The sequence below is a fragment of the Spirulina sp. CCNP1310 genome (assembly GCF_034932185.1).
GTDB lineage: Bacteria > Cyanobacteriota > Cyanobacteriia > Cyanobacteriales > Spirulinaceae > Spirulina.
Genome location: NZ_JAYGHW010000009.1, coordinates 48,053 through 74,600, shown reverse-complemented (window position 1 = coordinate 74,600; position 26,548 = coordinate 48,053). Strand labels below are relative to the sequence as shown.

25 protein-coding genes are annotated in these 26,548 nt (G+C 52.9%); 11 read left to right on the top strand and 14 right to left on the bottom strand.

The features are described from left to right. On the bottom strand, positions 1–828 hold an 828-nt coding region (locus VB712_RS04505; protein ID WP_323252563.1), incomplete at its 3' end, for a DUF4335 domain-containing protein. Between the two features lie 15 nt (positions 829–843). After that, complete coding sequence (locus tag VB712_RS04500) at positions 844–1,419, bottom strand: DUF3038 domain-containing protein (protein ID WP_323252561.1); 576 nt, start codon at positions 1,417–1,419, stop codon at positions 844–846. Between the two features lie 357 nt (positions 1,420–1,776). Between VB712_RS04500 and VB712_RS04495 the strand changes: the two genes are divergently transcribed. From VB712_RS04495 to glgA, 3 genes are all read left to right on the top strand, one after another. After that, positions 1,777–3,423, top strand: a complete 1,647-nt coding sequence (locus VB712_RS04495; protein WP_416236245.1) for a SpoIIE family protein phosphatase — start codon at positions 1,777–1,779, stop codon at positions 3,421–3,423. A 3-nt stretch (positions 3,424–3,426) separates the two neighbouring features. Then, a complete protein-coding gene (locus VB712_RS04490; RefSeq protein WP_323252557.1) occupies positions 3,427–3,870 on the top strand; it encodes an anti-sigma regulatory factor in 444 nt (147 codons plus the stop codon). 136 nt (positions 3,871–4,006) lie between these two features. After that, a complete protein-coding gene (gene glgA / locus VB712_RS04485) occupies positions 4,007–5,473 on the top strand; it encodes a glycogen synthase GlgA (protein ID WP_416236249.1) in 1,467 nt (488 codons plus the stop codon). 215 nt (positions 5,474–5,688) lie between these two features. On the opposite strand, the gene VB712_RS04480 is transcribed toward glgA, so the two are convergent. Together VB712_RS04480 and VB712_RS04475 are read right to left on the bottom strand one after the other, a co-directional pair. Beyond that, the gene (locus VB712_RS04480) at positions 5,689–6,126 is read right to left on the bottom strand and encodes a hypothetical protein (RefSeq protein WP_323252553.1); all 438 of its coding nucleotides are present in this window, start codon (positions 6,124–6,126) and stop codon (positions 5,689–5,691) included. A 99-nt stretch (positions 6,127–6,225) separates the two neighbouring features. Beyond that, a complete protein-coding gene (locus VB712_RS04475; RefSeq protein WP_416236248.1) occupies positions 6,226–7,359 on the bottom strand; it encodes a glycosyltransferase family 4 protein in 1,134 nt (377 codons plus the stop codon). A 196-nt stretch (positions 7,360–7,555) separates the two neighbouring features. On the opposite strand from VB712_RS04475, the gene ppk1 reads away from it, so the two are divergent. Next, a complete protein-coding gene (ppk1, locus tag VB712_RS04470) occupies positions 7,556–9,724 on the top strand; it encodes a polyphosphate kinase 1 (RefSeq protein WP_323252549.1) in 2,169 nt (722 codons plus the stop codon). A 107-nt stretch (positions 9,725–9,831) separates the two neighbouring features. Here ppk1 and aroA read toward each other — a convergent pair whose 3' ends face one another. The 5 genes from aroA to VB712_RS04445 all read right to left on the bottom strand — a co-directional run bounded on the left by aroA (position 9,832) and on the right by VB712_RS04445 (position 14,280). Then, positions 9,832–11,169: a 3-phosphoshikimate 1-carboxyvinyltransferase gene (gene aroA / locus VB712_RS04465; protein ID WP_323252547.1), complete on the bottom strand. Its 1,338-nt coding sequence runs from the start codon at positions 11,167–11,169 to the stop codon at positions 9,832–9,834. 116 nt (positions 11,170–11,285) lie between these two features. Next, on the bottom strand, positions 11,286–12,005 hold the full coding sequence (locus VB712_RS04460) for a heme oxygenase (biliverdin-producing) (protein WP_323252545.1): 720 nt from the start codon (positions 12,003–12,005) through the stop codon (positions 11,286–11,288). Between the two features lie 236 nt (positions 12,006–12,241). Further along, on the bottom strand, positions 12,242–13,126 hold the full coding sequence (locus VB712_RS04455; protein ID WP_323252543.1) for a sulfotransferase: 885 nt from the start codon (positions 13,124–13,126) through the stop codon (positions 12,242–12,244). A gap of 78 nt (positions 13,127–13,204) precedes the next feature. Beyond that, positions 13,205–13,603 carry a response regulator gene (locus VB712_RS04450; RefSeq protein WP_323252541.1) on the bottom strand — a complete coding sequence of 133 codons (399 nt, stop codon included), beginning with the start codon at positions 13,601–13,603 and terminating at the stop codon, positions 13,205–13,207. Positions 13,604–13,752: 149 nt separating this feature from the next. Beyond that, positions 13,753–14,280 (bottom strand): DUF4330 domain-containing protein, encoded by a 528-nt coding sequence (locus VB712_RS04445; RefSeq protein ID WP_323252539.1) that lies wholly within the window; start codon positions 14,278–14,280, stop codon positions 13,753–13,755. A gap of 110 nt (positions 14,281–14,390) precedes the next feature. Here VB712_RS04445 and VB712_RS04440 point away from each other — a divergent pair, with 110 nt between their 5' ends. From VB712_RS04440 to VB712_RS04425, 4 genes are all read left to right on the top strand, one after another. Next, the gene (locus VB712_RS04440) at positions 14,391–15,539 is read left to right on the top strand and encodes an extracellular solute-binding protein (protein ID WP_323252537.1); all 1,149 of its coding nucleotides are present in this window, start codon (positions 14,391–14,393) and stop codon (positions 15,537–15,539) included. A gap of 12 nt (positions 15,540–15,551) precedes the next feature. Next, a complete protein-coding gene (locus VB712_RS04435; protein WP_323252535.1) occupies positions 15,552–16,619 on the top strand; it encodes an Rpn family recombination-promoting nuclease/putative transposase in 1,068 nt (355 codons plus the stop codon). A gap of 200 nt (positions 16,620–16,819) precedes the next feature. After that, entirely contained in the window at positions 16,820–17,467 is a 648-nt protein-coding gene (locus VB712_RS04430; RefSeq protein WP_323252533.1) for an Eco29kI family restriction endonuclease, read from the top strand. Continuing rightward, positions 17,460–18,617, top strand: a complete 1,158-nt coding sequence (locus VB712_RS04425; protein WP_323252531.1) for a DNA cytosine methyltransferase — start codon at positions 17,460–17,462, stop codon at positions 18,615–18,617. The genes VB712_RS04430 and VB712_RS04425 overlap by 8 nt, the downstream gene beginning before the upstream one ends. 218 nt (positions 18,618–18,835) lie before the next feature. On the opposite strand, the gene obgE is transcribed toward VB712_RS04425, so the two are convergent. After that, positions 18,836–19,930: a GTPase ObgE gene (obgE, locus tag VB712_RS04420; protein WP_323252529.1), complete on the bottom strand. Its 1,095-nt coding sequence runs from the start codon at positions 19,928–19,930 to the stop codon at positions 18,836–18,838. A 168-nt stretch (positions 19,931–20,098) separates the two neighbouring features. Here obgE and VB712_RS04415 point away from each other — a divergent pair, with 168 nt between their 5' ends. Together VB712_RS04415 and VB712_RS04410 are read left to right on the top strand one after the other, a co-directional pair. Further along, the gene (locus tag VB712_RS04415) at positions 20,099–20,782 is read left to right on the top strand and encodes a DUF1449 domain-containing protein (protein ID WP_323252527.1); all 684 of its coding nucleotides are present in this window, start codon (positions 20,099–20,101) and stop codon (positions 20,780–20,782) included. 5 nt (positions 20,783–20,787) lie between these two features. Continuing rightward, positions 20,788–22,638 carry a flotillin family protein gene (locus VB712_RS04410; protein ID WP_323252525.1) on the top strand — a complete coding sequence of 617 codons (1,851 nt, stop codon included), beginning with the start codon at positions 20,788–20,790 and terminating at the stop codon, positions 22,636–22,638. Between the two features lie 146 nt (positions 22,639–22,784). On the opposite strand, the gene VB712_RS04405 is transcribed toward VB712_RS04410, so the two are convergent. Then, complete coding sequence (locus VB712_RS04405) at positions 22,785–23,336, bottom strand: Npun_F5560 family protein (protein ID WP_323252523.1); 552 nt, start codon at positions 23,334–23,336, stop codon at positions 22,785–22,787. Positions 23,337–23,446: 110 nt separating this feature from the next. Between VB712_RS04405 and VB712_RS04400 the strand changes: the two genes are divergently transcribed. Further along, on the top strand, positions 23,447–23,653 hold the full coding sequence (locus VB712_RS04400; protein WP_323252521.1) for a DUF1049 domain-containing protein: 207 nt from the start codon (positions 23,447–23,449) through the stop codon (positions 23,651–23,653). Positions 23,654–23,712: 59 nt separating this feature from the next. Here VB712_RS04400 and VB712_RS04395 read toward each other — a convergent pair whose 3' ends face one another. From VB712_RS04395 to VB712_RS04385, 3 genes are all read right to left on the bottom strand, one after another. Then, positions 23,713–24,486, bottom strand: a complete 774-nt coding sequence (locus VB712_RS04395; RefSeq protein ID WP_323252519.1) for an HAD family hydrolase — start codon at positions 24,484–24,486, stop codon at positions 23,713–23,715. 13 nt (positions 24,487–24,499) lie between these two features. After that, entirely contained in the window at positions 24,500–25,378 is an 879-nt protein-coding gene (locus tag VB712_RS04390) for a metal-dependent phosphohydrolase (RefSeq protein ID WP_323252517.1), read from the bottom strand. 61 nt (positions 25,379–25,439) lie between these two features. After that, on the bottom strand, positions 25,440–26,534 hold the full coding sequence (locus VB712_RS04385) for a HAMP domain-containing sensor histidine kinase (RefSeq protein ID WP_323252516.1): 1,095 nt from the start codon (positions 26,532–26,534) through the stop codon (positions 25,440–25,442). Positions 26,535–26,548: the final 14 nt, after the last annotated feature.

Here is a 26,548-nt window from a genome sequence, read left to right as displayed (position 1 = left end):
TTCTGAACTGGGGGCGGGTTCTGAACGGCGTTGAACTTCGGTGCGGGGCGGGGGGGTGATGGGGCCATCGTTGCCGGCGGCGGCGGGGCCGGCGGGACGATCGACCCCCGTGGGGGGGGCGAGGGTTCCCAAGCCTTCGAGGTCGGGGGGCATGAGGGGGGTAGGGAGGGGATCGGCTTGGGGTGGGGGTTCGGGGGGTAACACTTCCACATCAGGGGAACGGGGGATGATGGGGATGGGGTTGTTGGAAAGGCTGGTTTCGGGGATGCGGGTGGCGAGATGGTAGTAAACGCCCGTGGAGAGGGCGATCGCCCCCAACACCACAGCAGCGGCGGATTGCCAACCCCTGGGGCGGCCCGTGCGGTGGGAGGGCAGCATCGGCAGCAGTTGCAGTTCATTTTGAAAGTCCGCCAGGGCGGTGGCCAGGTCTAATAATTGGGTGACGCTGAGATCAATCACCGGCTGAGAACTTTTCACCTGATCATGGCCGATATAAAGCTGGTGCTGGAGGCGGCTGTGGGGGGTGAGGGCGATCGCCTTTTTGGGCATCGTAATCACCGTGTCATGGAGAGACAGGGTTTGCGGCGAACTCCCTAGGATCGTCTCCTGCACATAATCCTGAACTAATGTGCAGAGTTCTTCGAGGTGGGCTTGTTCCCCCCACACCTTGATCGGTTCAGGATCAAGACGGCGGGGATCGCTCACCTGTAACTCAAACTGAAGATTTTTCACCACCGGAAACTTGTGCCACTTGGAGAGGGGCGATCGCTCTGCTTGGATCAAGAGCGTACAGGTGGGATGGGGATAGCGGCGGGTGAGTTGAAACATAGCGCAAAAACCGCTTTAGGATTGGGCTTGGTCAAAGAGGGCCAACCAGAGGCGACGGTGGCCGTTGGTGGCACTGTAAAACATCAGATCGATCAGGAGCTTAAAGGCCAACTGCATCAACTGCGCCGCTGTGGGGATCGCATCCGTCTCCATCCGGTCTTGGAATGTGTTGGTAAATTGATCGACATAATCCCCCAATAGGGCGGCGCGGGTGGGGTCTTTGCCCTGCTCCGTCATTTGTTCAAGGAGCGTCACACCGCGACGGATACGGCTTTGGTGGGTTTGGGACAGATAACAGATGATCAACACCAGCGATCGCGCCTCCTCAATATCCAACTTTTTCCGCCCCCCGGAGCTTTTGCGTTGGGGGTTGGCCTGGCGTAACCGCCAGAGGGCGACGCGATCGCTAATCACCCCTATTAACCCCAAATCCTGAGCCGCATTGAGCATCGCCTCCGACCCTGCTCCCGTCAACGCCTCCAAGGCCAACAACAGCACATCGAGATGGGTTTTCATATTTTCCAATTCTCCCCCCGCCAGATCCCGGCGCAGAGGTAAATCCAACGGTGAAGGGGTTAAAAGCGGCTTCACGGGGCACCCTCCAGAAAAACAGGCCAAGGGGATAGGCTCCACCTTCGGAAATCATGAAAATCCCATCCCAATGGGAAGAGACCTGGGTTTGAATGATATAGTTTCATTAACATCAGCGGTAACCAACTATCGCTATCGGCCCATTCAATCCATGTTGCACGATCCAAACTGCAATGCTCCATCCTCTGAGTTGTGATGAATTCGGTTATCGAACCTCTGGGTTCTTCATTCCTACCCATTGGATGGCGATCTGGTCATTTAATCAGCATAATTGTACGGCATGGTAGTCCTCAATCCCGTTTTTAGGTCGCCCTCCTGTTTTTGTTGGCCCCCTAGCCATTCCATCGGAGCGAATTCATGAGTCAGGCAAGCTCAAAGAAATTGAAGTTAATGGTTGTTGACGATGAACCGGACAACCTCGACTTGCTTTTTCGCACGTTTCGACGGGACTTCAAGGTGTTCAAAGCCGATGGAGCCGTTGCTGCCCTTGAGATTCTCGATACGGAAGGGGAAATGGCGGTGATCATTTCCGATCAACGCATGCCGGTGATGAACGGCACGGAGTTCCTCAGTAAAACCGTCGATCGCTTCCCCGAAACCATCCGGATCCTCCTCACCGGCTATACCGATGTGGAGGATCTCGTCGATGCGATCAATTCCGGGAAGGTGTTTAAATACATCACCAAACCCTGGAACCCGGAAAACCTCAAGGCCGTTGTCCAGCAGGCTTCGGAGACCTATCACGTCCTCAAGCAGCGCACCAATGAACTGCGGCGGGCGCTCCGCCGAGAAGAAATCCTCAACGTCGTCACCAGTAGTATCCGCGAATCCCTCGACTATCAAAATATGTTGCGGGTGATTGCCAAAACCATCGGGGAAAATTTTGGTGCGAGTACTACCGTTCTGCGGCCCGTGGAGGGGGGAAATTTACTCGAAGAAGCCTACGCTTACCCCGATGGGGCGATCGCCACCCCCGCAGCCCAAGCCCTGATCGCCCAAGTGGTATCCACCGGAGCCACCCAACACTTGGAAGTGGAAAGCGGGGCGGCAGAATTGGTCGTCCCCCTGACGGTGCAGCAGCAACTCCTCGCGGTGCTTTACCTCAACCACCAAGACGGCGATCAAGCGCTAATCAAGAGCGAAATTCAACTGCTCGAATCCGTAGCGGAGCAGGCGGCGATCGCCATCTCCCAAGCCCGCCTCTACCACCGCACCCAACAGCAGGCGGAGAAAATGCGGGCAGAACTGGAAGTGGCCCGGCAAATCCAGCGCAACCTGCTGCGGCAAAGTTGGGGGGATACCGGCAGCGTCAAAGTGCAGGCCAGTTGCTTCCCGGCGCGGGAAGTGGGGGGAGATTTCTTTGAGGTCTATGTTCACCCCCAAGGAGATGTCTGGGTGGCAGTGGGGGATGTGTCCGGTAAGGGTGTCCCGGCGGCGCTGTTTATGACCAGTGCCATTTCCATTCTGCGGCGGGAACTTGCCCAGGAAATCTCCCCAGAACCGGAAACCGTCCTGAAAAACCTCAATCAAACCATGAATGAGGATCTTTTTAGTACCAACTGTTTTATTACAATGGTAATTGCCCGCTACCGACCGGGCGATCGCATCCTTGTTTATGCTAACGCTGGTCATATCTACCCCATGGTCTGGTCTCACCCCGATATCCATCCCGACAACCCCAACCTTGAACCCCGTTACCTCAAAGACCGGGGCATTCCTGTCGGGATTTTGCCCCAGTGGAGGGGTAAAGTAGGAGAAGTTACCCTGACTCCAGGGGATATTTTCCTGCTGACCAGTGACGGCATTACCGAGGCCACCGTCGCCCATACCGCAAGCCCTGATCCTGAGCATCACAGTGAAATGTTGATGCAAGAAGGGTTATGGTCACTGATTCAACAAACCCCCCATACCTTTCATCTTGATACTCTCTTGCAGTGCTTCCGTGAATACACTATCCAAGTTCAAGAAGACGACCAAACCATGCTCTCTTTGGAGGTTCTGTAACCCATGAAAACAGAACTACATATCCCCAGTGATTTGAAATTTCTGACCATCGTTGAGCGATGGCTCTTGGATTGTCTAGAATTGGAACTCGGGGACTCGGTGGAATGGCCGAGGCAATCCAACCGCCTCCGGTTGGCCCTAGTGGAAGCCTATTCCAACGTCGTGCGCCATGCCCACCGAGAGCAGTCCCAAATCCCCGTTTTACTGCGCTTAGAATTAAAAAACCGGGATATTGCCTTAGAAATTTGGGATCACGGCACAGGCTACGATTTAGCCACGTACCTGCCCCCTAGCCCGGAAGACCGTCAAGAGGGGGGCTACGGCTGGCTGATCATGAACCGCTTAATGGATAAGGTGGAATACCGACTCCAGGTGAATGGTCAAAACTGCCTCAAACTGGAAACCAGTTTACCCGAACCGCCGGCCAAGGTGGCATCTGGGGATTAACCGGGGCATTGGGGAGGGGTGATTCTCCGAGAGAGAGGCTGCGCCAACGCTCCCCCCGGCCACAACCTGAAAAAAAAGCGTAGCGATGGGACATCTAGGGGTTAACATTTAGCCAACGGTGTTCACAATTAGCAATATGAAAATCCTCTTCGTTGCCGCAGAAGTGGCCCCCTTGGCAAAAGTCGGGGGTATGGGTGATGTGGTCGGGACACTCCCGAAGATTCTTCGTCAGTTGGGGCATGATGTACGGGTTTTTATGCCCTACTACGGATTTCTCAATCAGATGTTAGAGATTCCTGAGGAGCCAGTCTGGTGGGGCACTGCCATGTTTCAGAAATTTGCGGTCTATGAGACGCAAATGCTCGATAGTGATGTTCCTCTGTACCTGTTTGGCCACCCTGCCTTTGACCCTCACCGCATTTACTACGGCGAGGATGAGGAATGGCGGTTCACGTTCTTTGCCAATGGGGCGGCAGAGTTTGCTTGGAATTATTGGAAGCCGGACGTGATTCACTGTAACGACTGGCATACAGGGATGATTCCGGTGTGGATGCACGAGACTGAGGATATTAAGACCGTTTTTACGATTCACAATATTGCCTATCAAGGGCCGTGGCGGTGGAAGCTGGAGCAGTTTGCCTGGTGTCCTTGGTATATGCAGGGTCATAACACGATGGCGGCGGCGATCCAGTTTGCGGATATGGTGACGACGGTTTCCCCCACCTATGCCCAACAGATCCAAACGCCGGCCTATGGGGAACAGCTTAATGGTTTGATGTCCTTTGTGAGTGGGAAGTTGCGGGGGATTCTCAACGGGATTGATCTCGATAGCTATGACCCAGCGAGCGATCGCTACATTGTCGAAAACTTCACCGCTGACACCCTCGATCGCCGGGTGGAAAATAAAATCGCCCTCCAAGAGGAGTTAGGCCTAGCCATTGACCCTGATATCTTCCTGGTGGGGATGGTGACGCGGCTCGTGGAGCAAAAGGGGATTGACCTGTTAATTCAGGTGATGGATCGGTTTTTGGCCTATTCCGATGCCCAGTTTGTGCTGTTGGGGACGGGCGATCGCTATTATGAAACCCAAATGTGGCACTTGGCCTCTCGCTATCCGGGGCGCACTTCGGTGCAAATCCTCTATAACGATGGCCTTTCCCGGCGGATCTATGCGGGGAGTGATGTGTTCCTGATGCCCTCGCGGTTTGAACCCTGCGGCATTGCCCAAATGTTGGCGATGCGCTACGGGGCGATCCCCATCGTGCGCAAAACCGGCGGTTTAGTGGATACGGTATCCCACCATGTCCCCATGGATGAGACAGGGACGGGCTACTGTTTTGATCGCTACGAACCCCTGGATTTCTTCACCTCCATGGTGCGGGCTTGGGAAGGTTTCCGCTACAAAGACCGCTGGCACACGCTCCAACAGCGGGCCATGGCTCAGGAGTTTAGTTGGGAAAACTCGGCTAAGGAATACATCAAGATGTATAAGGAACTCGTCGGGTTAGATCCCAATGAATTGCTGACAGAGGAAAAGGTGGCCCTGGGGATGATTCCCCCGCCGCCCGTCAAACCGGCAGCGGCTCCGAAATCCCTGGTTTAAGCTGATGGGTTGCCCTCATCCCCCCTGCCCCTTCTCCCAAATTTGGGAGAAGGGGAGCCAAAGTCAAAGTCCCTCTCCCTCCTTTGCATTTCAACCCCCTTATTAAGGGGGTCGGCGTAGCCGGGGGGATCATGCCGACTGCGGCGGAGCGGGATCCCCCCCTGCCCCCCCCTTAAAAAGGATCCCCCCCTGCCCCCCCTTAAAAAGGGGGGGTTTTAAACGTAGGCGGGTTGGGTAAAGGCGCGGCGCAGTTGCTCCCGGCCCAGTTCTAAACTGGTGGGGGAGCAGAGCCAATCGGGATGGCTGGATTTGAGGAAACTTTCGAGGGTTTCGCGATCGCATAAATGCCAAACGGGAGCCTCGTTTAAGGTGGTGGCGATCGCATAACAATTAGAACTCACACAATGGAGCGTAAACGCCACCCCCTCCATACGGGGGATGGTTAAAGTTTGCCCCGGTTCAAGGGCGCGAAACCCTTGAACAATCGCCTTGAGTTGGTCAAAATCCGCCACGAGTAAGCCAGGGAGAATAGTGGGTTGGTGGCGATCGCCATTCACCCAGAGCCAATATTGACGACTGGGATCTATCCCCCGTAACCATTGGGAATGATCATCCAAGCAATAACGCGGGGCCAAGATAAAGGGAGAAGTCATAACGCCACCAGAAAAACAACCAAGACTCATAAGTTGTCTCAAATGGTAACGAGGGACTCTATAAAAATGAACGGAACTTTACAAAACTTACCAGAAATGTTAAGCAGCTACTCTCACTGTGCTTTTGGAAACCACCTGCTCATAGTAGCGGTGCAATTGCGCCGTTGCTGCCGACCAACTCCACCGTTCCGCCTCTTGGCGAGCCTTCGCCCGTAATAATTCCCGCTCTCCCGCCGCCGCTAATAACCGCTGCGTCGCCGTAATCGCCCCTTGGGGATCAGCGGGATCAAAGAGATAGCCATTGTCGCCATCGGTGACAATATCAGGAATCCCCCCCGAATTGGCCGCCACCACCGGACAACCCGCCGCCATCGCTTCGAGCAACACTAACCCCAAAGTTTCCGTCCGTGAAGGGAAAACAAAGGCATCCGCCGAAGCAAAGGCCGAAGCCAATTCAATCCCCTGTAAATAGCCGACAAAATGGGTATTTGTTCCGGCAAAATGGCTTTGTAATTGGCTGCGATAGGGGCCATCCCCCACAATTGCTAACCGGGCTTCCGGAATCGCCGCCAACACGGGTTTAATATTTTCAATTTCCTTCTCCGGTGACACCCGGCCCACATAGAGGAGCAGCGGCGCATCGGGATGACCTTGGGAGAGGCGATCGCGCATCTTCACCGTCGCTAACTGGGGCTGAAACATCTCCGTATCCACCCCCCGCTGCCACAAATCCACCCGTTCAATACCATGGTTGCGCAATTCCTCCACCATGGCTGTTGAGGTGCAAAGGTTTAACTGAGCTTGGTTGTGGCCCGCTTTGAGCAGTTCCCATAAAAACCCCTCCAACGCTCCGAAGCCGTAATGATGGAGATATTGGGGGAGGTGGGTATGGTAGGAAGCCACCAGGGGCAGATCGAGCATTTTCGCGTAGTAAATCCCCGCCAGACCCAACACCGCCGGGTTCACCACATGGATTAAATCCGGCTGAAATTTTTCTAAGGCCTGGCGGATCGCCGGCCGAGGCAGGGCAATTTTTAACTCTGGATACATGGGCAAGGGAAAGGCAGAAAGTCCTTTCACCTTCGCCCCTTTGTGCTCCTTAATCCCCCCATCGGGACAGATGACAAGCACTTGATGACCTTGACGTTGGAGGTGATCCACTGTGTGGCGAAGGCGGGTGACAATCCCATCAATTTTGGGCAAAAATGTTTCGGTGAACAGGGCAATGCGCATACCGTGGGTTGAGTCGATGGATAAGCTAGGGTTCATTATTTCATTTTTTGCGATTTTTCTTGTGGTGATTTTTCCCGTACCCTGAATGAGAATTGCCTCACTCCAGACCGTCATCCCTGCCTTAACCTAGGATTAAACTGCTAGGAAGCCAGATCACGCTAGGATCAAGATCATTTGGCATTTCCTCCCCTTCCCCATGACCCAAAGCACCACCCCTTCCCAACCAACCGCCAGCTTAGACTTTACCGATCCCCAATACTATTTCAATCGGGAATTGAGTTGGTTGGAATTTAACTATCGGGTGTTGGCGGAAGGTTTAGATGAACGAACGCTATTGCTAGATCGGTTGAAATTTCTGGCGATTTTTAGCAATAACCTGGATGAATTTTTTATGGTGCGGGTGGCGGGGCTACAGCAACAGGTGGAGGCTCAGGTGCATAAGCTGACCCCCGATGGCCGTAGTCCGATGGAACAGTTAGAGGCGATCGCCCAACGCCTCCGCCCCCTTTTACAAGAGCAGGATCAGGTCTTCGAGCATCAGCTTCGCCCCCAACTGGCCCAAGAGGGGGTTTACCTACTCACCTACCTCGATCTCAATCAAGAACAACGGCAATACCTTCACGATTATTTTGAGGCCCACATTTCCCCCGTCCTCACCCCCCTCGCCGTTGATCCCAGCCACCCCTTCCCCTATATTTCCAACCTCAGCCTCAACTTAGCGGTCTTAGTCAAAGACCCCGATACCCAAGAAGAACTGTTCGCCCGGATCAAAGTCCCCCGCGTCCTGCCCCGATTCATCAAACTCCCCAAACAACTGCATCAAGGCGGTGAAGTGGAGGCGGTATGGACGGGCATCCCCATTGAGCAGGTGATGGCCCATAACCTCGAAAGCCTCTTTCCGGGGATGAATGTCCAGGAATGTTATCCCTTTCGGATTACCCGCAATGCTGACCTTTCCGTTGAGGAAGATGAAGCCGATGATCTGCTCCTCGCCATTGAGCAGGAATTGCGGAAACGGCGCATTGGCGGTTCAGCGGTGCGGATGGAAATTCAAGCCACGATGCCGGATACAGTGCGGTTAACGTTGATGCGGGCGTTGGAATTGGAAGATGATCAGGTGTTTGCCTTTGAAAGTTTATTGGGGCTAGATGATTTGATGGCCCTGGCAGGGTTGCCCTTGCCCCATTTGAAAGAGCCGGGTTGGACTCCCGTTGTGCCGCTGCGAATTCAGCGCATGCTAGAGGCGGCGGAAGCGAAGCATAAGCTGGATCGCGACGATGGCGAAAATATTTTCGACCTGATTACCCAGGGGGATTTATTGCTCCATCACCCCTATCATTCCTTCCGCTCCACGGTGCAGGAATTCATCACCCAAGCGGCGGAGGATTCCCAAGTTTTGGCGATTAAGATGACGCTCTACCGGACTTCTGGGGATTCCCCCATTGTCAACGCGCTGATTTCCGCTGCGGAAAATGGTAAACAGGTGGTGGCATTGGTGGAGTTGAAAGCCCGGTTTGATGAGGAAAATAATATTCAATGGGCGAAAAAATTGGAGCGGGCGGGGGTGCATGTCGTCTATGGGTTGGTGGGGTTAAAGACCCATACCAAAATTACGCTGGTGGTGCGCCAAGAGGGGGAACATATTCGCCGCTATGTGCATATTGGCACGGGAAACTATAACCCGAAAACAGCGCGACTCTATACAGATTTGGGTTTGCTCAGTCGTCGGGATGAATTGGGGGCGGATCTAACGGATTTGTTTAATTTCCTGACGGGGTATTCCCGCCAACGCTCCTATCGTCGTTTGTTGGTGTCGCCAGTGAATTTGCGCGATCGCATGACCGCCCTCATTGAACGGGAAATCAGCCACAGCCAAGAGGGGGGGACGGGGCGGATCGTGGCGAAAATGAACTCCCTCGTTGACCCAAAAATTATCGCTAAACTCTACGAAGCCTCCCAAGCCGGCGTACAAATTGACCTGATTGTGCGGGGGATCTGTGCACTGCGGCCGGGACTGCCGGGGGTGAGTGAAAATATTAAGGTGATTAGTATTGTCGGGGCATTTTTAGAGCATTCCCGGATTTTCTACTTCCACAACCAAGGGGCAGAAGAACTCTATATTGGTTCGGCGGATTGGATGCGCCGCAATTTAGATCGCCGCGTCGAAGCAATTACCCCCATGGATGACCCCCAGATCCGCCAAGATTTGCAGGAAATTTTAGGGGTGATGTTGGCGGATAATCGCCAGGCTTGGGAGTTACAGCCCGATGGCTCCTACATTCAACGACAACCCCCTGCTCCGGAGCAAAGCCGCAGTTCACAAAAACTGTTGATGGAAATGGCGTTGCAACAGGGAGGGCTTTGAAGGCAGAAGGCAGAATTGAAGGCAGAAGGCAGAGGACAGAAGGCAGAAGGCAGAAGGCAGAATTTTCATCCTTCATCCTTCATCCTTCATCCTTCATCCTTCATCCTTCATCCCCAAACGGTTTGCAATGTGCTGACGAAGTTGGGGTAGGAAATGGCGGCGGCTTCGGCGCGGTGGATTTGGGTTTTGCCGCTGGCGTTGAGGGCGGCGATCGCCAAGCTCATGGCAATGCGGTGATCCGTATGGCTGTCTAAATCTGTGCCTTTTAAGGGTGTGCCGCCGGTAATTTCCAGGCCATCGGGGAGTTCTACTACCTTGGCCCCCATGCGGTTGAGTTCGGCGGCCATGACGGCGAGGCGATCGCTCTCCTTGACCCGCAATTCCTCTGCATCTTGGATCACCGTCGTCCCCTCGGCAAACACCGCCGCCACCGCCAGGATCGGGATTTCATCAATCAACCGAGGGATCAAATCTCCTTCAATGGTGCAAGCTTTTAACCCAGAATGGCGCACCCGCAGATCTGCCACCGGCTCCCCCGTGACGGTGCGGGGGTTTTCCTGAGTAATATCTGCCCCCATCATCGCCAAAGCTTCTAACACGCCGGTACGGGTGGGATTCACCCCGACATTTTCAATCAGCAATTCAGAGCCGGGAGTGATGGCAGCGGCAACGAGCCAGAAGGCCGCTGAACTGATATCCCCCGGCACGATCACTTCTTGGCCCTGGAGTGCCTGCCCCCGGCCCTTGACGGTGACGGTGCAGGCTTCCGGATCGACGGTTAAATTGGCCCCGAAGGCTTGGAGCATTCGCTCACTGTGATCCCGCGAGCGGGCCGGTTCAATTACGGTGGTTTCGCCCTCTGCTAACAATCCGGCGAGGAGGATGCAGGATTTCACCTGAGCCGAAGCAATGGGGGAATGGTAGGTAATGCCCTGGAGGGGTTGGCCCTGGATGGCGAGGGGGGCGAGGTTGTGGTGGTTGCGGCCCCAAATTTGCGCCCCCATTTGCAATAGGGGTTTAACAACGCGGGACATGGGGCGCGATCGCAGCGAGCCATCGCCGGTAACGGTGAAAACTTTTCCCGGTTGGGCGGCGAGAAGGCCCAACATTAACCGCAACGTGGTTCCAGAATTGCCCGCATCCAAAACATCTACCGGCTCGCCTAGATTCCCTAACCCGACCCCCTGCACGCTCACACAATCGGTATTCAGATCGGAAATTTTCGCCCCCATGGCTCGGAAACAAGCTGCTGTGCTGCGGGGATCTTCCCCCAGGAGTAGCCCTCGGATTGTGGTCGTGCCGGTGGCGATCGCCCCCAACATTAACGCCCGATGGGAAATGGACTTATCCCCCGGAATTTGAACAATGCCTTGGAGGGCGGCTCCAGTGGGGGCAATGGCGAGGGTTTGATGATCAGCAAGGGGGGTCAGGGAGACAGCGGCCATGGGGTTTAACGGGACGGAAAATCAAGTTTCATGATTTTAGCAGGCGATCGCCGCTCTCCCCCCGATCAAAAAAGGGTAGCCTAGGCTACCCCTGTTGGTGTGATTGAAGAAAAATGTTAGGTGGCCAGGCCGGTGCTTTCGGTGCTGCCGCCACTGTTGCGGCGGGTGAGGCTGTTAAACAGCATTGTGCCGATCGCTTTGATCAAGTTGCCCTCTAACTCATCAAACATTTTCATGTTCATCCCAAAGGCCGCATTAGCTTCTTCAACAATGGCCTCAGCGGTGGCTTGATCCACCGGCAATTCATCCATGGCTTGGCGGTATTGGGTTTTAAAAGCTTTTTCGTCGGGAATTTGGGCAAATTCATAGAAAGCCGTTCCCTGGCCATTGTCCAATTTCATCGCCGTTACGGCAATTTTTTTAAGAATCTGGCCACCGGAAAGATCTCCTAAATAGCGGGTGTACAGATGAGCCACCAGTAATTCTGGCTGCTGATTGGCAATTTCCCGTACCCGATCCACATAGGCTTTGCCCATGGGGGAGAGTTCAATTTCGCTCTGCCATTGGGGGCCATAGTAGAAGGCGAGATCCTGCTCTAGGGCTGCTTTCCGGTTTAATTCTGGAAAATAAACTTTTCCTAAGACGGGATGATCCTTGAGGCGCTCCATTTCGGCTTCCATCGCACCATAGACGTAATAGAGGTTCGCAGCAAGCTTGCGATAGGACGTTTTTTCAACGACACCCCGCAGGAAGCATTTAATGAAACCCATGTTTTCTGCCATGGTATGGGATTTTTTCGTGCCTTCCCGGAGCATTGTTGCTAAATTGACACTCATATTCAAGATCCTGTTCTACGATGAAGATTTTTTAAGCGCACGCCAACGGGCCTAGTTTGTTAGGTTAAACCGATTGATTGCGAAAAGTTGTTAAGAATCGTTAAATGGGCAACAGGCAACCCCTCGTTACTTGGCTCTGCCCAGTAACGCAATCTTGGCGGCTCTGCCTCCACCGGGCGGCAGAGCCGCCGCAGGGACGTGCCACGGCAGAGCCATGGCACGAGTTAGTTAGATCGTTAAAGGGACGGCCAGCCGGGCCAGCCGGTGGGGCTGGTGCAGGCGGCGGTTTTGAATGTGGCGCAGGTGAGTTCGACCCCTAGCCAGGCTCCCAATTGGGCTAAATCTTGATCCAAAATGGCCGTCACCCGCTCCCGTTCTGCGGCCCCCAGTTCCGGGCGTTTTTGCATCCGCCAGCGGTCTTTGATCCATTCCCGCACTTCTTTAGGAATTAAATTTTTACGAATCGTGCTGATGCCGGGGGCATAGGCGATCGCATCCCTGAGCTTATTTTTGCGCATCCGCTGGCTGGAAACATTATCCCGCTCTAGCTCCTGCCATTGGGGAGCATGGGGGTAGCCGATGAACGTGCAAACCCGCTCTAGTTCCTGCTGCGGTGCATTGCAAAATTGCTCAAAAAACACCGGCAACACATTTTCCGGGCCAAAGGCTTCTAGATAGGGCTGAATTTGCATACTGTAGCGGCTATAGTCAATCAGTTCCGGGTGACGATCCAGAGCCGCATTAATATCCGTCTTCGTTGCAATCACCCGTTGTGTCCATTCGTGGATGTAGTGGGAAACGAGGCGCTGTAACGGGTGACGCATCATGTAGATCAATTTCACGTCCCCTACATGGGACTGGATGCGAGCAATAGTTTCGGGATAGGTGGGTAATTTGGTGTAGTGGGTGCTGGCCTCCCCCCGGAGGGCATCAGGGGGCGCAGGGGCAAAGAGTCCCTCATACCAGGGAATGCCTTGGGCATAGATTTCATCATTGCTGAAAAAGTTGGGTTCCTTGGGGGTCGTCATGAAGATCCCCGGCTGGGCAACCAACTGTTGATAGAGGCTGCTCGTGGCGCATTTCATCGCGCCAATGATGATGAAGTGGGGGGGGTTGAGCATAGGGGGTTGAGCAATCCAGGGCATCCTTTAGGGTAATCGATCCTGCCGGAATTGATGCGATGGGGGTTGGGCCTGGGCCTAGTTTTTTGGGGGGTTGGTTTTGACAAAATTACCCACGGTGGCCAAGAGGTTATCCGCGTTAAAGGGTTTGGTTAAATATTCCGTGGCTCCCGCTAACCGACCCTGTACCTTATCAAAGGCTCCATCACGGGCAGTGAGCATGATAATCGGCAACCGTTGAAATTGGGGCAAACTCCGCACAGTACGACAGAGTTCTAGCCCATCCACCCCTGGCATGGTGACATCCAAGAGCAGGAGATCAATTTGTTGGTGGTAAATCGAGGAGAGGGCATCTACTGCATTATCTGCGAGGAGGACATTGTATTGGGATTCAAGGGTTTGCTGAATCAGCTTGCGCATGACGGCACTGTCGTCAACGGCAAGAATCGTTGGGGATTGGGGGGATAGTACGGACATAAAGGAGGTCTCCGCCTTGCAAAGCAGTTTCAAGGAATGACTTGAAAACCGAGTGGATTGTAGAACAGCGGTAATGAATCTGTCTCTATTCCTATTGTTTCTGACTCAGGGGCGTTTGGGGCAATTCCGGCGGAATTCACAACAATACTTTAAGCATTGATGGAGCGGACTTCGATCACCGTCCCTCGGAAATTATAGGTGGGGCCGTCCAGTTCGATGGGAGTGCCAATTTTAATTTGGCTTTGGTTCAAAACTGGAACACCGTCGGTCATTTGAGCATTGCCGGTGAGGGTGATCAAGAAATCGCTGTTAAAGCTGGTTGCGGTGCGGGGTTCGGGACGGGCGGCGACGGTGCCATCGGGTTGGGGGACGGCCATTTGCCGCTCGATGGGTTGAATATCGGCGATCGCGATCGCCCCGCTGGGTTGGTTGCGGACAATAATCGTCGTCGTCCCCCGTTCTTCAAAGTCTGCCAACAGCGCTTCGGGATTGCGCACACTCAAACCCCGCACTAACACATCAAATTCAATGGCTTGGGTGTTGGTTTGGGCGAGGGAGCCGGTGGTGCCGGGAAAGATGAAAATCCCCACGACGACGAGCACCATAATCAGGGCCGCACCGAGGTCAAGAATACTAAGCTTACCGAACAAGCGTCCTTTGGAGTCTAAAATTGCCATAACCCACCGAGAAATCCTAAGCGTTTTTGATTGTACTGTGGGAGGGCAACCCGGAGAAAGGGGCTTTGCCCATCCCCTATCTTGAACATAGCACCCCCTGAATAAGCATCGTGGTTAATCGTCGTTCCTTTCTATTGGGCAGTACTGCCCTCGCCCTTGCTCCCCTGCTCACCGCCTGCGGTGGCAATGGTGACAAACTGCAAATTCGTGCGCTCAATCAATCGATCCCTCCCCAATTACTGCGGGAATTTGAGCCGGGTTTAGCGATCCGACCGGCGGCGACATTGAAGGAGTTGCTGGAATTATTGCAACGGTGGCAACGGGAAAAGGAGCCGATTTCCGGCCGGTGGGATTGGCTGCCCTTTGTGAATCGGGGTACGCCCCCCTTGGCGGATTTAGTGACGTTGGGGGATAGTTGGTTAGCCTTGGCGATTCGTGCCAACCTGATCCAACCCTTGGAACTAGCAACCTTGCCCCATTGGCCACAACTGCCCCCCCGTTGGCAGGCTTTGGCGCGGCGCGATCGCACCGGCTTCCCCACCAGCGACCCCAATGCCCCCCTTTGGGGTGCGCCCTACCGTTGGGGAACAACGATGATCGTCTATCGGGAGGATGTGTTTGAAGATTTAGGGTGGCGGCCCGAGGATTGGGGGGATCTGTGGCGGCCAGAACTGCGCGATCGCCTCTCCATGGTGGATCAGCCTCGGGAGGTAATCGGCTTAACCCTGAAAAAACTGGGGGAATCCTACAACAGTTGGGATCTCGCCGCTATCCCCAATTTAGAGGCGGAACTGGCTGCCCTCGCCCCCCAAGTCCGCTACTACAGTAACGATCAATACCTCCATCCCCTGGCTATTAAGGAAACCTGGGCCGCCGTAGGTTGGTCTACGGACATCCTGCCCGCCTTGCAGAACTATCCCCAATTTCGCGCCGTTGTCCCCAAGTCAGGAACAGCCCTCTGGGCGGATCTCTGGGTTGCTCCCCAAGGCCATCGCCTCGATGCTCGCGCCCAAGACTGGATTGATTTCTGTTGGCAGGGGCGATCGGCGCAAAATATTTCCCTGTTTACCCCAGGAGCCGCCCCCAGCCTACTCAATATCCCCCGCGACCAATGGCCCTCGGATTTACAAGCCAACGCCATGGAATTACCGGCCATGGAAATTCTCAACCGCAGTGAATTTCTCGATCCCCTGCCTAAGGCTGCTCAGTTGCAATATGATACATTGTGGCGTAAGCTGCGCTCTCCTCAGCCCCTCTAGCATTAGAAACCCATGGCTTTTATTGACCCCCGCACAGAATTTGCGTTTAAGCGCATTTTTGGTTCTGCCAAAAGTGCGGATCTGATTGTCAGCTTGCTCAATGCCCTGCTCTATGAAAGTCAGCCGGTGATTGAATCAACGGTCGTGCGCGATCCCTATCTCACAGTGCAGTTACCAGGGGTACAGCATACGCCCTTGACGGTGCGGGCAAAAGTCAACGGTGGCAGTGCTTGCGTCATTGAGTTGCAGGTGTTAAATTTGCCCACCTTGGGCAAACGGGTTTTATACAATGCGGCAAAAAGCTATGGGTTTCAAATTAGCCGCGAAGAAGTGCAACGGGATATTAACCCCTTGGTGGCGTTAAATATTGTCGATTTTACGATGTTTGAGCAGCAGCCGGATGTGATTTCTCGGTTTACGCTTCAGGAAGTAGAAAAGGGGTTTGAATATCCCAATAATGAATTGGCCTTAGTTTTTGTTGAATTGCCAAAGTTTACCAAAAAACTCAATGAATTAGAAACCATGGCGGATTTTTGGATTTATTTCATCCAAAATGCTGCCAAGTTAGAAACGATCCCGGAACCCCTACGTCAGGTGACGGAAATTCGTCAAGCCTTTGCCCTCGCCCGTGAGGAAACCTTGAATCGGGAAGAGTTTGATATTTTGCAACAGCAATTGTTTTTCATTTCAGATCAGCGGCGATCGCTCGTCTTTGGTCGGGAAGAGGGCCTCAAGGAAGGGGTGGAAATGGGCAAGATGCAAGGGGTGCGCGAAGGCGTGGAGCAGGGCCGGGAGTTAGGGATCCAAGAGGGGATCCAAGTGGGCCGCGATGAGGGCTACAAGGAGGGGATCCGCCAAGGGAAAAACCAAGGGATTCAGGTGGGTCGCCAAGAGGGGATTCAACAGGGGCAGTTGGGAATTATTCAACGGTTGCTCACCCGGCGGTTTGGCAAGTTGGAGTCAGATGTCCAGGCCAAACTCAAGGCCCTTTCTGGGGAACAATTGGAAGCTTTGGCGGAAGCCGCTTGGGATTTTATTACCGATCTGGAATTGCGGGAATGGCTTGATGGCCATGGTTAGAAAGAGGGTGCGTCAGCCCTTGAAATGACAGTGAACTGGAAGGGAAGAACAACAATTAGTTGTTGGAAAAGTAGGGTGCGTCAGGCGGGATCAATAATAACTTGATCGTTCAATTTTGTCTGACGTATCGTTTAACACAGTGCGATCTAATATCATGAACGGTTCTCACACTTACAGATCTTGATCTAAACTTCCTCTATATGAATATTTTTGACCGCTCTAAACATATATATCTTTCTCCTGACTTTGAAGAAATTATAAAAGACACAATCCGTTTTTTTAATGGAACTCCTGTGCATTCGATTTCTATTGCAGAGCGTTTCCATGGTACAGGTGTCTATGCAATTTATTCTATTGCTAAAACGGGGATTTATTCAAAATTTCATTTAGTTAATAGAACAGCTTTTCATATACCCATTTATATTGGCAAAGCAGTGCCAAAAGGTTGGCGGCAAGCTAGGCAAGGATTATCCGAAAATACCAGAAGCTATGAACTGAACAATCGAATTCGGGAACATAGCCGCAGCATCAATCTTGGAGAAGGCTTAGATATTGGCGATTTTTTCTGCCGATTCATGATTCTTGAAGGAAAGGAAGGTGATTTGATTGGTACAGTAGAAGCTGCACTAATTAGAAAATATCAACCTATTTGGAATACTTTGATCGATGGATTTGGTAATCACGATCCTGGCAAAGGTAGATATGAGCAAGCTAAATCAGACTGGGATGTTTGCCATCCAGGTCGGTCTTGGGCTGATAAATGTCAAGGCGTACCTGCCAATCAAGAGGTACTGCTTCAAAGTATTGAAAATTTTATGGCTGGGTTGAATAGTGAAGAAGATGCCTAAGTTATCTTGTCTAGAATTGTTTACGGGTGCAGGTGGATTGGCAAAAGGATTAGAGATGGCTGGAATTCAGCACAAAGCTTTTGTTGAAATAAATAGTGATGCTTGTTTAACATTGGCCAACAACTATGACAATCAACTTATTTATAACAGTGATGTTCGTACATTTAAATTTGATCAGTTTGGACATATTGATATCATCTCTGGCGGCCCTCCATGCCAACCTTTTTCATTGGGAGGAAAGCACCAGGGGAATACAGATCAACGGGATATGTTTCCTTATGCTTGTCAAGCAATCAGTATGTGTACACCGAAAGCTTTTATCCTTGAAAATGTTAAAGGTCTGCTGCGGAAGTCATTTAACAGCTATTTTGATTACATCATTTTAAGATTGACATATCCTCAAGTTGAGCTTAAATCATCAGAATGCTGGAAAGATCACCGAGAAAAACTCAAAAAGATCCATGGTTCAGGAAAACATAATGGGGTTAAGTACAATGTTACTTTTCGTTTGTTAGATGCAGCAAATTATGGAATTCCTCAACGTCGTGAGCGAGTTTTTATTGTTGGCATAAGAGAAGATCTAAATCTTGAATGGTCTTTCCCTCAAGAATCTCACTCTTTAGATTCTTTGTTATGGTCACAATTTGTTAGTTTTGATTACTGGAAAAAGCATAATATTAAACCGTCAAAATTTGAATACTTAGATAAAAGGACAAGGCAGCGAATTGATCACTTGCTGGAACAACCTACTTTTTTTCCTCCGCATCTAAAGCCCTGGAAAACAGTTCGTGATCAAATTGGAAAACTACCAAGGCCTGATCATGAAGGGAGTTTTAATATCGAGCATATTTTAAGAGAAGGTGCTCGGTCATATCCTGGTCATACTGGTAGTTATATTGATATGCCATCTAAAACACTCAAGGCAGGTGATCACGGTGTTCCTGGCGGGGAAAATATGATTCGTTATCCAGATGGTCAAATCCGTTATTACACAACATTTGAAGCTAAACGAATTCAAACCTTTCCAGAAAACTATAGAATTTTTGGTTCATGGACAGAATCTATGCGACAAATTGGCAATGCTGTACCGGTAGAACTGGGTTATTGTATAGCAAGATCTCTATCCAAAGTTATCAATTGTGAGTCTTAGCCAACTCATATGGAATCCGCTTAATGAGAGCGTGTAAAGTGGGTGATTTAGGGGCGTTGGTGTAAGCCTGCCGGAGGCACAAAAACTCTTCGCCCCTACGCAGATCAACGCTAGGGCGCATAAAAGGAGTCAGAAGATTAACTCCGGTAACAGGTTTTTGGAGACTGATTGAAGATCGCGTTCCTTGAAAGCCAGAAGAGTCAAATCAACAGAGGATGTCAACCGAGCGAATGGGTAAACATCGCTTCTGCTGTCATGGGAGGGAGCGATCGCCCCTCCTCCTCCTCCTCCTCCTCCTTCGCTTGGGCCACCGCCGCATCCAACACCTGCCAAACATGATGCAACATCGGATCTAAACCCTGATGGGATACCGCCGAGATTAGAAAAATGGGATCAGGGGTGATCGCCGCGAATTCCGACTGAATAAACCCACTCATTTCCGGATCAAGGGCATCGATTTTATTGAGGGCGAGAATTTGGGGGCGATCGCTCAACCCCCGACCATAGGCCGCTAATTCCGCCTGGATCGTTCGGTAATCCTTGAGGGGATCATCAGCGGTGACATCAACGAGATGCACCAAAACCCGCGTCCGCTCAATGTGGCGCAAAAAGTCATGGCCCAAACCGACCCCCGCATGGGCCCCCGCAATTAAACCGGGAATATCCGCAAATACCGTGCCATCCCCCGTCGGGCGACGCACAACCCCCAAATTCGGGACAAGGGTTGTAAAGGGATAATCGGCAATCTTGGGCCGAGCCGAAGAGAGAGCCGAAATTAACGTCGATTTCCCCGCATTGGGCAAACCAATTAACCCCACCTCCGCCAATAATTTCAACTCCAAGCGCAGATAAAAATGTTCCCCCTCTCGACCCGGTAGGGCCAACTCCGGAGCGCGGTTATGGTTGGTGAGAAAACAATGATTGCCTAAACCACCCTTGCCCCCCACCGCAATCCGGAGCCGCTGCTGGGGATAAACCAGATCGCCAATCAACTCCTCCGTTTCCGTTTCCGGGTCAAGGCGATAAACCATCGTGCCGCAGGGGACTTTAATCGTTAGATCTTCCCCCGATGGGCCAGCACATTTATTCGGGCCGCCCCGCTTGCCGTTATCGGCTTTGAACAGGCGCAAATATTTAAAATCCAGCAGCGTTTGTAACTGCTCCACGGCTTCAAGGTACACCGAACCCCCTCGGCCACCATTGCCCCCAGCGGGGCCACCGGCCGGCACATATTTTTCGCGACGAAAGGCAACGATACCATCCCCCCCATCTCCGGCTTTTACTTCGATTTCGGCGTAGTCAATAAATTGCATGGATATTCGCGGGCAAGGGGTGGGGGTTTACGGATCTATTCTAATTTGTTTCTTGCCCCAAAGTGGGTCATGGGTTGCCCCGCGAAACATTAAAAATCATGGTGATCCTTAGACATTTTCGGAATCCGGGCCTAGGCTAGGGAGGATAGCGATCGCCTTCTCTCTCCTATGCTCTATAGCCTTGCCAACCTCCCCTACTGGATTATTTTGGGTCTCGGTTTTATCTTGTTTATCCTGGTGATGGCCACGGGGGGTGGCGATGATGAGCTAGACCTCGAAGGAGATGTAGATGCCGCCGACCTCAATGCTGGGGGGGTGTTGCCGCTTTTGCTGTGGTTGGGCCTAGGGCGCACGCCATTACTGTTGCTGCTGGCGACGGATTTAAGCCTGTGGGGCCTCTTGGGCTGGTTGTTCAATGCCACAGCGGGCCATCTATTGGGGGCAATGCCCCATCGAGTCATCGGCTGGAGTGGCCTGATTTTCCTGAGTTCCTTGGGAGTTGCCCTCTATTTGGGGGCGTTGTTCTGTCGGCCCATTGGGCAGTTGTTGGCCCCCTTTGGAGAGGATGCAGGGGGCGATCGCCTCATCGGTTGCTTCGGTACGGTTGCCAGCCAAAATTTACCCAAACTCACCGAGGGCAAAGTCGGTCAAGTCGATGTCACCGACCCCTATAACAGCCTCGTCACGATCAGCGCCGCCCTGCCCCACTGGGCCACCTTTACCCCCCACCGAGGCGATCAAGTCCTCGTCATTGATCAAAGCGATCGCGCCTATCTCGTCATTGCCAAAGACAGTGCCGACGAAGACCGTTGGTTGCGTCAAAACAATTCTATTCAAGACACTCGGAGTTAATTGTCATGAACGTTTGGTTTCACCTGCTGCAATCCCTCCCGGATTTAGCCACACTGGAAACCCCCCAGCCTCAATCGAGCCGAGATTACCTGCCTCACCGTCAAACCCAAACCGAACCGATGATCCTCGCCCAAGCCAACCCCAGCACGCCTGTGGGTGAAACCTTGGTGAATATGGGGGGAACGCTGTTGATTGGTGTGGCGGGTTTGGTGAGCATTATTGTCTTTTTGCTCCTAGCATTGTGGACGTACAAACTGTTTTATGTAATTACCCCCAATAACGAAGCTTTTGTCCGCACGGGGGGATTATTTAGTAAGCAAAAAAGTGTAATTCTCAATGGGGGCTGCATTGTTTTACCCGGATTTCATGAATTGACCCGTGTGCCGTTGCGGGAAATCTCTATTGATGTGGAGCGCACTGGGGCCTTAGCAGTACGGACTCAGGATTATTTACGGGCTAGTATGCGCGTCACTTTTTATGTTTGCATTAATGCGGTGGATCAGGATGTGAGTATGGCGGCGGCGCGGCTTTCTAAGCAGGGCAAAATTGCCGAGCCGGATATTAAAGAAGCCTTGGAAAAACGGGCTGATGATGCGATTCGGGCGGCGGCAAAACGGAAGAGTTTGGCGGAAATTGACTCGGATAAGTTGGGGTTTGCGGATGAAGTATTGAATTTGATTCAGCAGGATCTTAAAAAAGTCGGGTTAACGCTGAACAATATTGCCATTTCTGAAATTGAAGAAAGCGATACCTACGACGAAAATAACTTTTTCGATGCCCAAGGGGTGAGGCTACGCACCGAAACCATTCAACGCTCGATCCAACAAAAGCGGGAGGTGGAGTTAACCACGCAGGTTTTAATTGAGGAGCAAGAACGAGATGCTGAGAAGAAAACCCTGGCGATTGTGCAGGCTAAAGAAGAGGCAAAACTCAATCAAGCCCAAGAATTGGAAGCTCTCCGCCTGACTAAAAATCAGGAACTTGAAGCTCTCAAAGCCCAAAAAGCGCGGGAAATTCAGGAGGCTCAGGATCAGGAATTGGCCAAAATTGAGCGCAATAAAATTCTCCAAAATCAAGAGGTAGAATCGGCACGACTGCGAGCGCAAATTGAGGTGGCGGAAGCGGATCAAGAGTCGAAAATTGCCCAACAACAGGCGGCGATCGCCATTGTCAACAAAGAGCGGGAACGCCTCGCCACGGAAGCAGAAAAAGCCACCGCAGAATCTGCGGTGGTGACAGCTAAAGCAGTGGAAGAGGCCGAGCGGGCCCGCCGTCTCTCCCTGATTCAAGCGGAACAATCTGCCCAGGAAAAACAAATCGCCGATCAAAACGTCGTCGAAATCGATGTATTTCGCCGTCGTCGTCAAGCGGAAATTGCCCGCCAAGCCGCCGAACTCGAAGCCGAATCCATTCGCACCTTAGCGGAAGCCAATCGCTTTAAGGAGTTGGCAGAAGCGGAGGGGAAACGGGCGTTAATTGAAGCGGATAATGCCTTAAATCAGGCCAATATTACCGCCAATGTGATTCAAAAGCTTTTCCCCTTAATCGCCGATCAATTGCCAGAATTGGCGCGGGCCTTAGCGCCCCAACCGGGGATTTTAGGCGATGCGAAAATCTATGCGTTTCCCGGTGGCGGTAATGGCAGCACCATGGGGGAAATTAATCAGTTGATGTTTTCCACCAGTGGTTTAGCGTTAATTAATAGCCTCCTAGAAGAGGGCAAGTTAGGGGAATTAATCGCTCAGGTGAAGGGTCTGCTCCAAAATGATGCCGGTCAAGGGCCGGTATCGGGGGCAACCGCTCCAACGGAACCGCCCGTAAGCATCGTTACGCCGCCCCCCTCCACTTCGGCGTAGGCGATCGCCTTCCCCTTGCTCTCATGCCATGGCTCTGCTATGGCGCGGGCTTTGCCGGAAAGGGAGAAGGCGTAGGGGCCTTCTCCCTTTGGGTTTAGCCGATCCTAGGGGGCGATCGCCCCCCTGCTCATCCTTCAACTTTGTGGCTAGACCGTACCGAAGCGGGGGATGGGGCCGGGATGGGTGCGACCGAAGGCGGGTAAATCTACTTTATTGGTGGTGCGCCGGGTTTTCACCGCGAGGCGATAGCTAACACTTTGGAGTTCAACGTGCAACTGCCGGTTTTCCCGTTGAATCCGTTCGATTTTTTCCTTCACCGGCACCATCCGCTCTTCAAACTTGCGCCGGTAAATGTGGGGCATTTCCTGTAACGCCTGCTCTAACATCCGACTGCGATCGCTCAATTCCTGCACAGAGCGACGCAGTGCATGGACTTCCTGATCCCGCGCCGTGATCTGCTGTTGATAGAACGTCACCTGCTGCTCCACCTCCTGAAGCTGCTCCCGCAACATCCGCATTTCTGCCTTGTGGCGATCGGACAATTCCGGTTGAGGCATAAACTCCGTGTTGCCCTTCACCAAGCGGAAAAGTTCTTGAGAAAGCTGCTGCACCAGTTGGTCACGGGTTTGCAACTCCTCTTTGAGGCGACTGATTTCGCTGCGGAGACTGTTATTGTTGGCGGATTCGGAAATACTCACGGCAGTTTAACGACCTGAATCGGGTGGGTTAAGGTTTAGGATACAATCGACTCCAAGAGTTACGGTTTATTTTAATCGCTCTGCTCGAAATTGCATAGGGAAATTCAATCATGCGGGCGATCGCCAACCTCCTCACCGCCATCATCCTCGGCAGTTGCTTCCTCTTGGTGGCCACCGTTTCCATCCAAAACATCACCCCCCTCTCTCTCCGCTTCCTCACCTGGGAATCGGTCGAAATCCCCTTTGGCATCCTGTTAACCGCAACGGTAGCGGTGGGTTTGTTGATCGGGGCAATATTGCCCCTCTTAAAACGCTAGAACCCCGGAGGGGCGAAAAATTTTTCGCCCCTACACCAAAATTCCCCATTGCCCATTCCCTATCCCCTATCCCCCCATTCCCCAAAATCCCCATGAAACTGCGCCAAACTCAACAACCGAATCCGGGGGTGCTTTTCAGCAAAATTCCGCATTTGGGGGGTATTGTAGCCCCAAGCCGCGAGGAATAACTCCACCACTTGTAGATCGGGCTGATCGGCAATATTTTGTAGCGTTTCCATCCGGTCTTCCACAAACCAAGCTTTAGGCTGCTGGAAAAGCAGTTGGCGGAGCGAATCCGCTTTAGGGCGTTTGACTTCTTTGCCGAAAATATGGCCGGTGGGGAAGTTGATGCCCTGCTGATGGAGGAGTTGGGCAATGAAGCGGCCTTCTTTGGTGCTGATGATCCAGAGTTCCGGCGTTTTCGCCGCTAACCAGGTTTGGAGTTGATCTAAAATGCCGGGGTAAAAGTGATGGAGGGCAAGCCAACCGTTGAGATCTTCCTGGATCCAGCGATCGCGCACCTGATCGACGACCGTAGCGATTTTAATGCGATCGCACCGTTCCGCTTTGACGATTTCATCGCGGATCGGGGCCCAACGCTGGGCGATCGCCTCCCGCGTTACCCCCATGGCCAAGGCCCGCAGCAAAATCGGCATTTCCCAACCACTTTCAATCACCGGCCGCAGCGCACAAAAATCCGCTTCCCAATCCCCCAAGCTTTCCACACCCCAGATTTCGCCATAGGCACGGCAGGTGGTTTGGAAATATTCCGACAAACCATTACAAATCACACCATCAAAATCGAGAGCAAGGAGCGGAGCAGAACTAGGCATGATCAAGGGGGGCTTAAGGGTTGGATGCAAGGGGTTTGCCATAATTCTGCCGTTGCACCGCCCTTGAGTTTACCTCATGCTCCACGGTGAAAACATTGCCGTAAAGGTTGGCAATCACCTGCTGACCCGCCTGGGTTGCTTGCAGATAGGGCAGGCTGGGTTCAATGTAGGGATAAACCACCTGCCAGAAAAAACCGGGAAACCCCGCCCGTAAATCCCCCGCATGGCTATAGCCCAATTGTTGATTGGTGCCATTTTCGGCAAATTCTGCAAAGAGGGCGGGGAGTTTTTGCAGATAGCGGGGGTCGGCCAATTGCCCCAAGAGATCGGCGGCCCGGATCAGAGCGGGGTAATCGCTTTTTTGATCATAGGGGGAGCCTTTGGGGATGGGGAAGCGGGTGCGGTCGATGCCGGCCTGAATGCGGGGAAGATCGATATCGGTGGATTGGCCCCATTGTTCTGCCACAAAGGCGAGACCGCGATCGACATGGTAGGGGGTGAGGCTGGCATCGGTGGCTTCCGGGGGGAGGCTGATCATTTGCTCCCCTACCCCTGTGGTGTAGAGGCGATAACTGGGGCGATCGCCCCCACAAACCCCCCGTACATAGCCAATATCATGGCAGAGCAACGCTAAGAGGCAATGGCCCCAATCCGTGACGGTGACATTGCCCTCCCGCTGCTGTTTGCCTCGCAGGAGTAATTCCCCGGTCAGGGTGACGAGGAGGGTGTGCTCAACATCGTGGTAGGCGGCATTACTGGCGGCGATCGCCTTGAGCGTCACAGCGGTTGCTTCCGTGAGAATGCCGAGCCAAGGGTTTGGCTCAGAGCCGTAAAGTTGGCGATAGCCCGTTGCGAGCCGCTCCACACAATACTCAATCGTGGCGTTAATCATAAACCCATGCAATCCTTAACATTGATCTTAGCGCAGAATTCCCGCTGGCCAAACCCCGGTTTTAAGCGATGGGCAGACAAAATTGAAACGTGCTGCCCCGATGGAGTTCACTGCTCACCTCAATATGGCCATTTTGTAGCTCAATGAGGCGGCGGCTAATGGCCAAACCAATGCCCGTGCCGCCATTATGGAGGGAGCGCGATCGCTCCGCCCGCCAAAAGCGCTCGAAAATATAGGGCAGATCTTCCGAGGCAATGCCGATCCCCGTATCCACCACAGCAATCCAAACCAGGGGGGGCGATCGCCAGACCCGAATCTGCACCGTCCCCACCTCCGTATAGCGCAGGGCATTGCCCACTAAATTCATCATCACCTGTTCCGTCCGGTCAAAATCCGCACAGACCGCCGGTAAATCCGCCGGGCAATCCAAAATCAACACCGGATCATCATCCATCAACTGATCCTGAAACCGCTCCATCACCCCCTGCAAGAGGGGCAACAAATCCACCGATTGGAGATGAATGGGCAAATACCCCGCCTCCGCCTTGGACAATTCCTGTAAATCGTGGGTGAGGCGCTCTAATCGCTGGGTTTCCCGCACCAAACGCACATACAATTCTGGCGAAGGATCTAAGCGCCCATCGGCCAATTCTTCTAAATAGCCCCGCATCACCGTCAAGGGCGTGCGCAACTCATGGGTGAGATCACTAATTAACTCCCGGCGGCGGCTCTCCACCCCCTCTAAACTTTTCGCCATCCGGTTAAAGCTCTGCCCCAAGGCATTCAATTCCGGAATTTCAGTAGCGGGCATCCGTTCCTGTAACTGACCGGAGGCGAATTTTTGAGTGATTTTGCTCATTTCGCTCAAGGGTTGGGTGATCCGGTGGGAGAGCCACAGACTTAAGGCTCCCGCCGTTGTGCCGCCAATCACCACCGACCAGAGGCTACTGCTGTTCCAAGCACTTTCAAAACCATCAATTAAGTAGGTGCGGGCCGATCGCACCGTCACCAAACCCCGCTGCTCCAACTGCTCCAGGCGCAAGACAAAAAACCGGGGGGAGGAAAACTTGGCAATGAGCATAAACGTCCCCAGGCCCACCACCATCACCAGGAGGTGGGAGAGCAAGAGGCGGGTGCTGAGGGTGAATTTAGCCACAGTACGGAACTCCC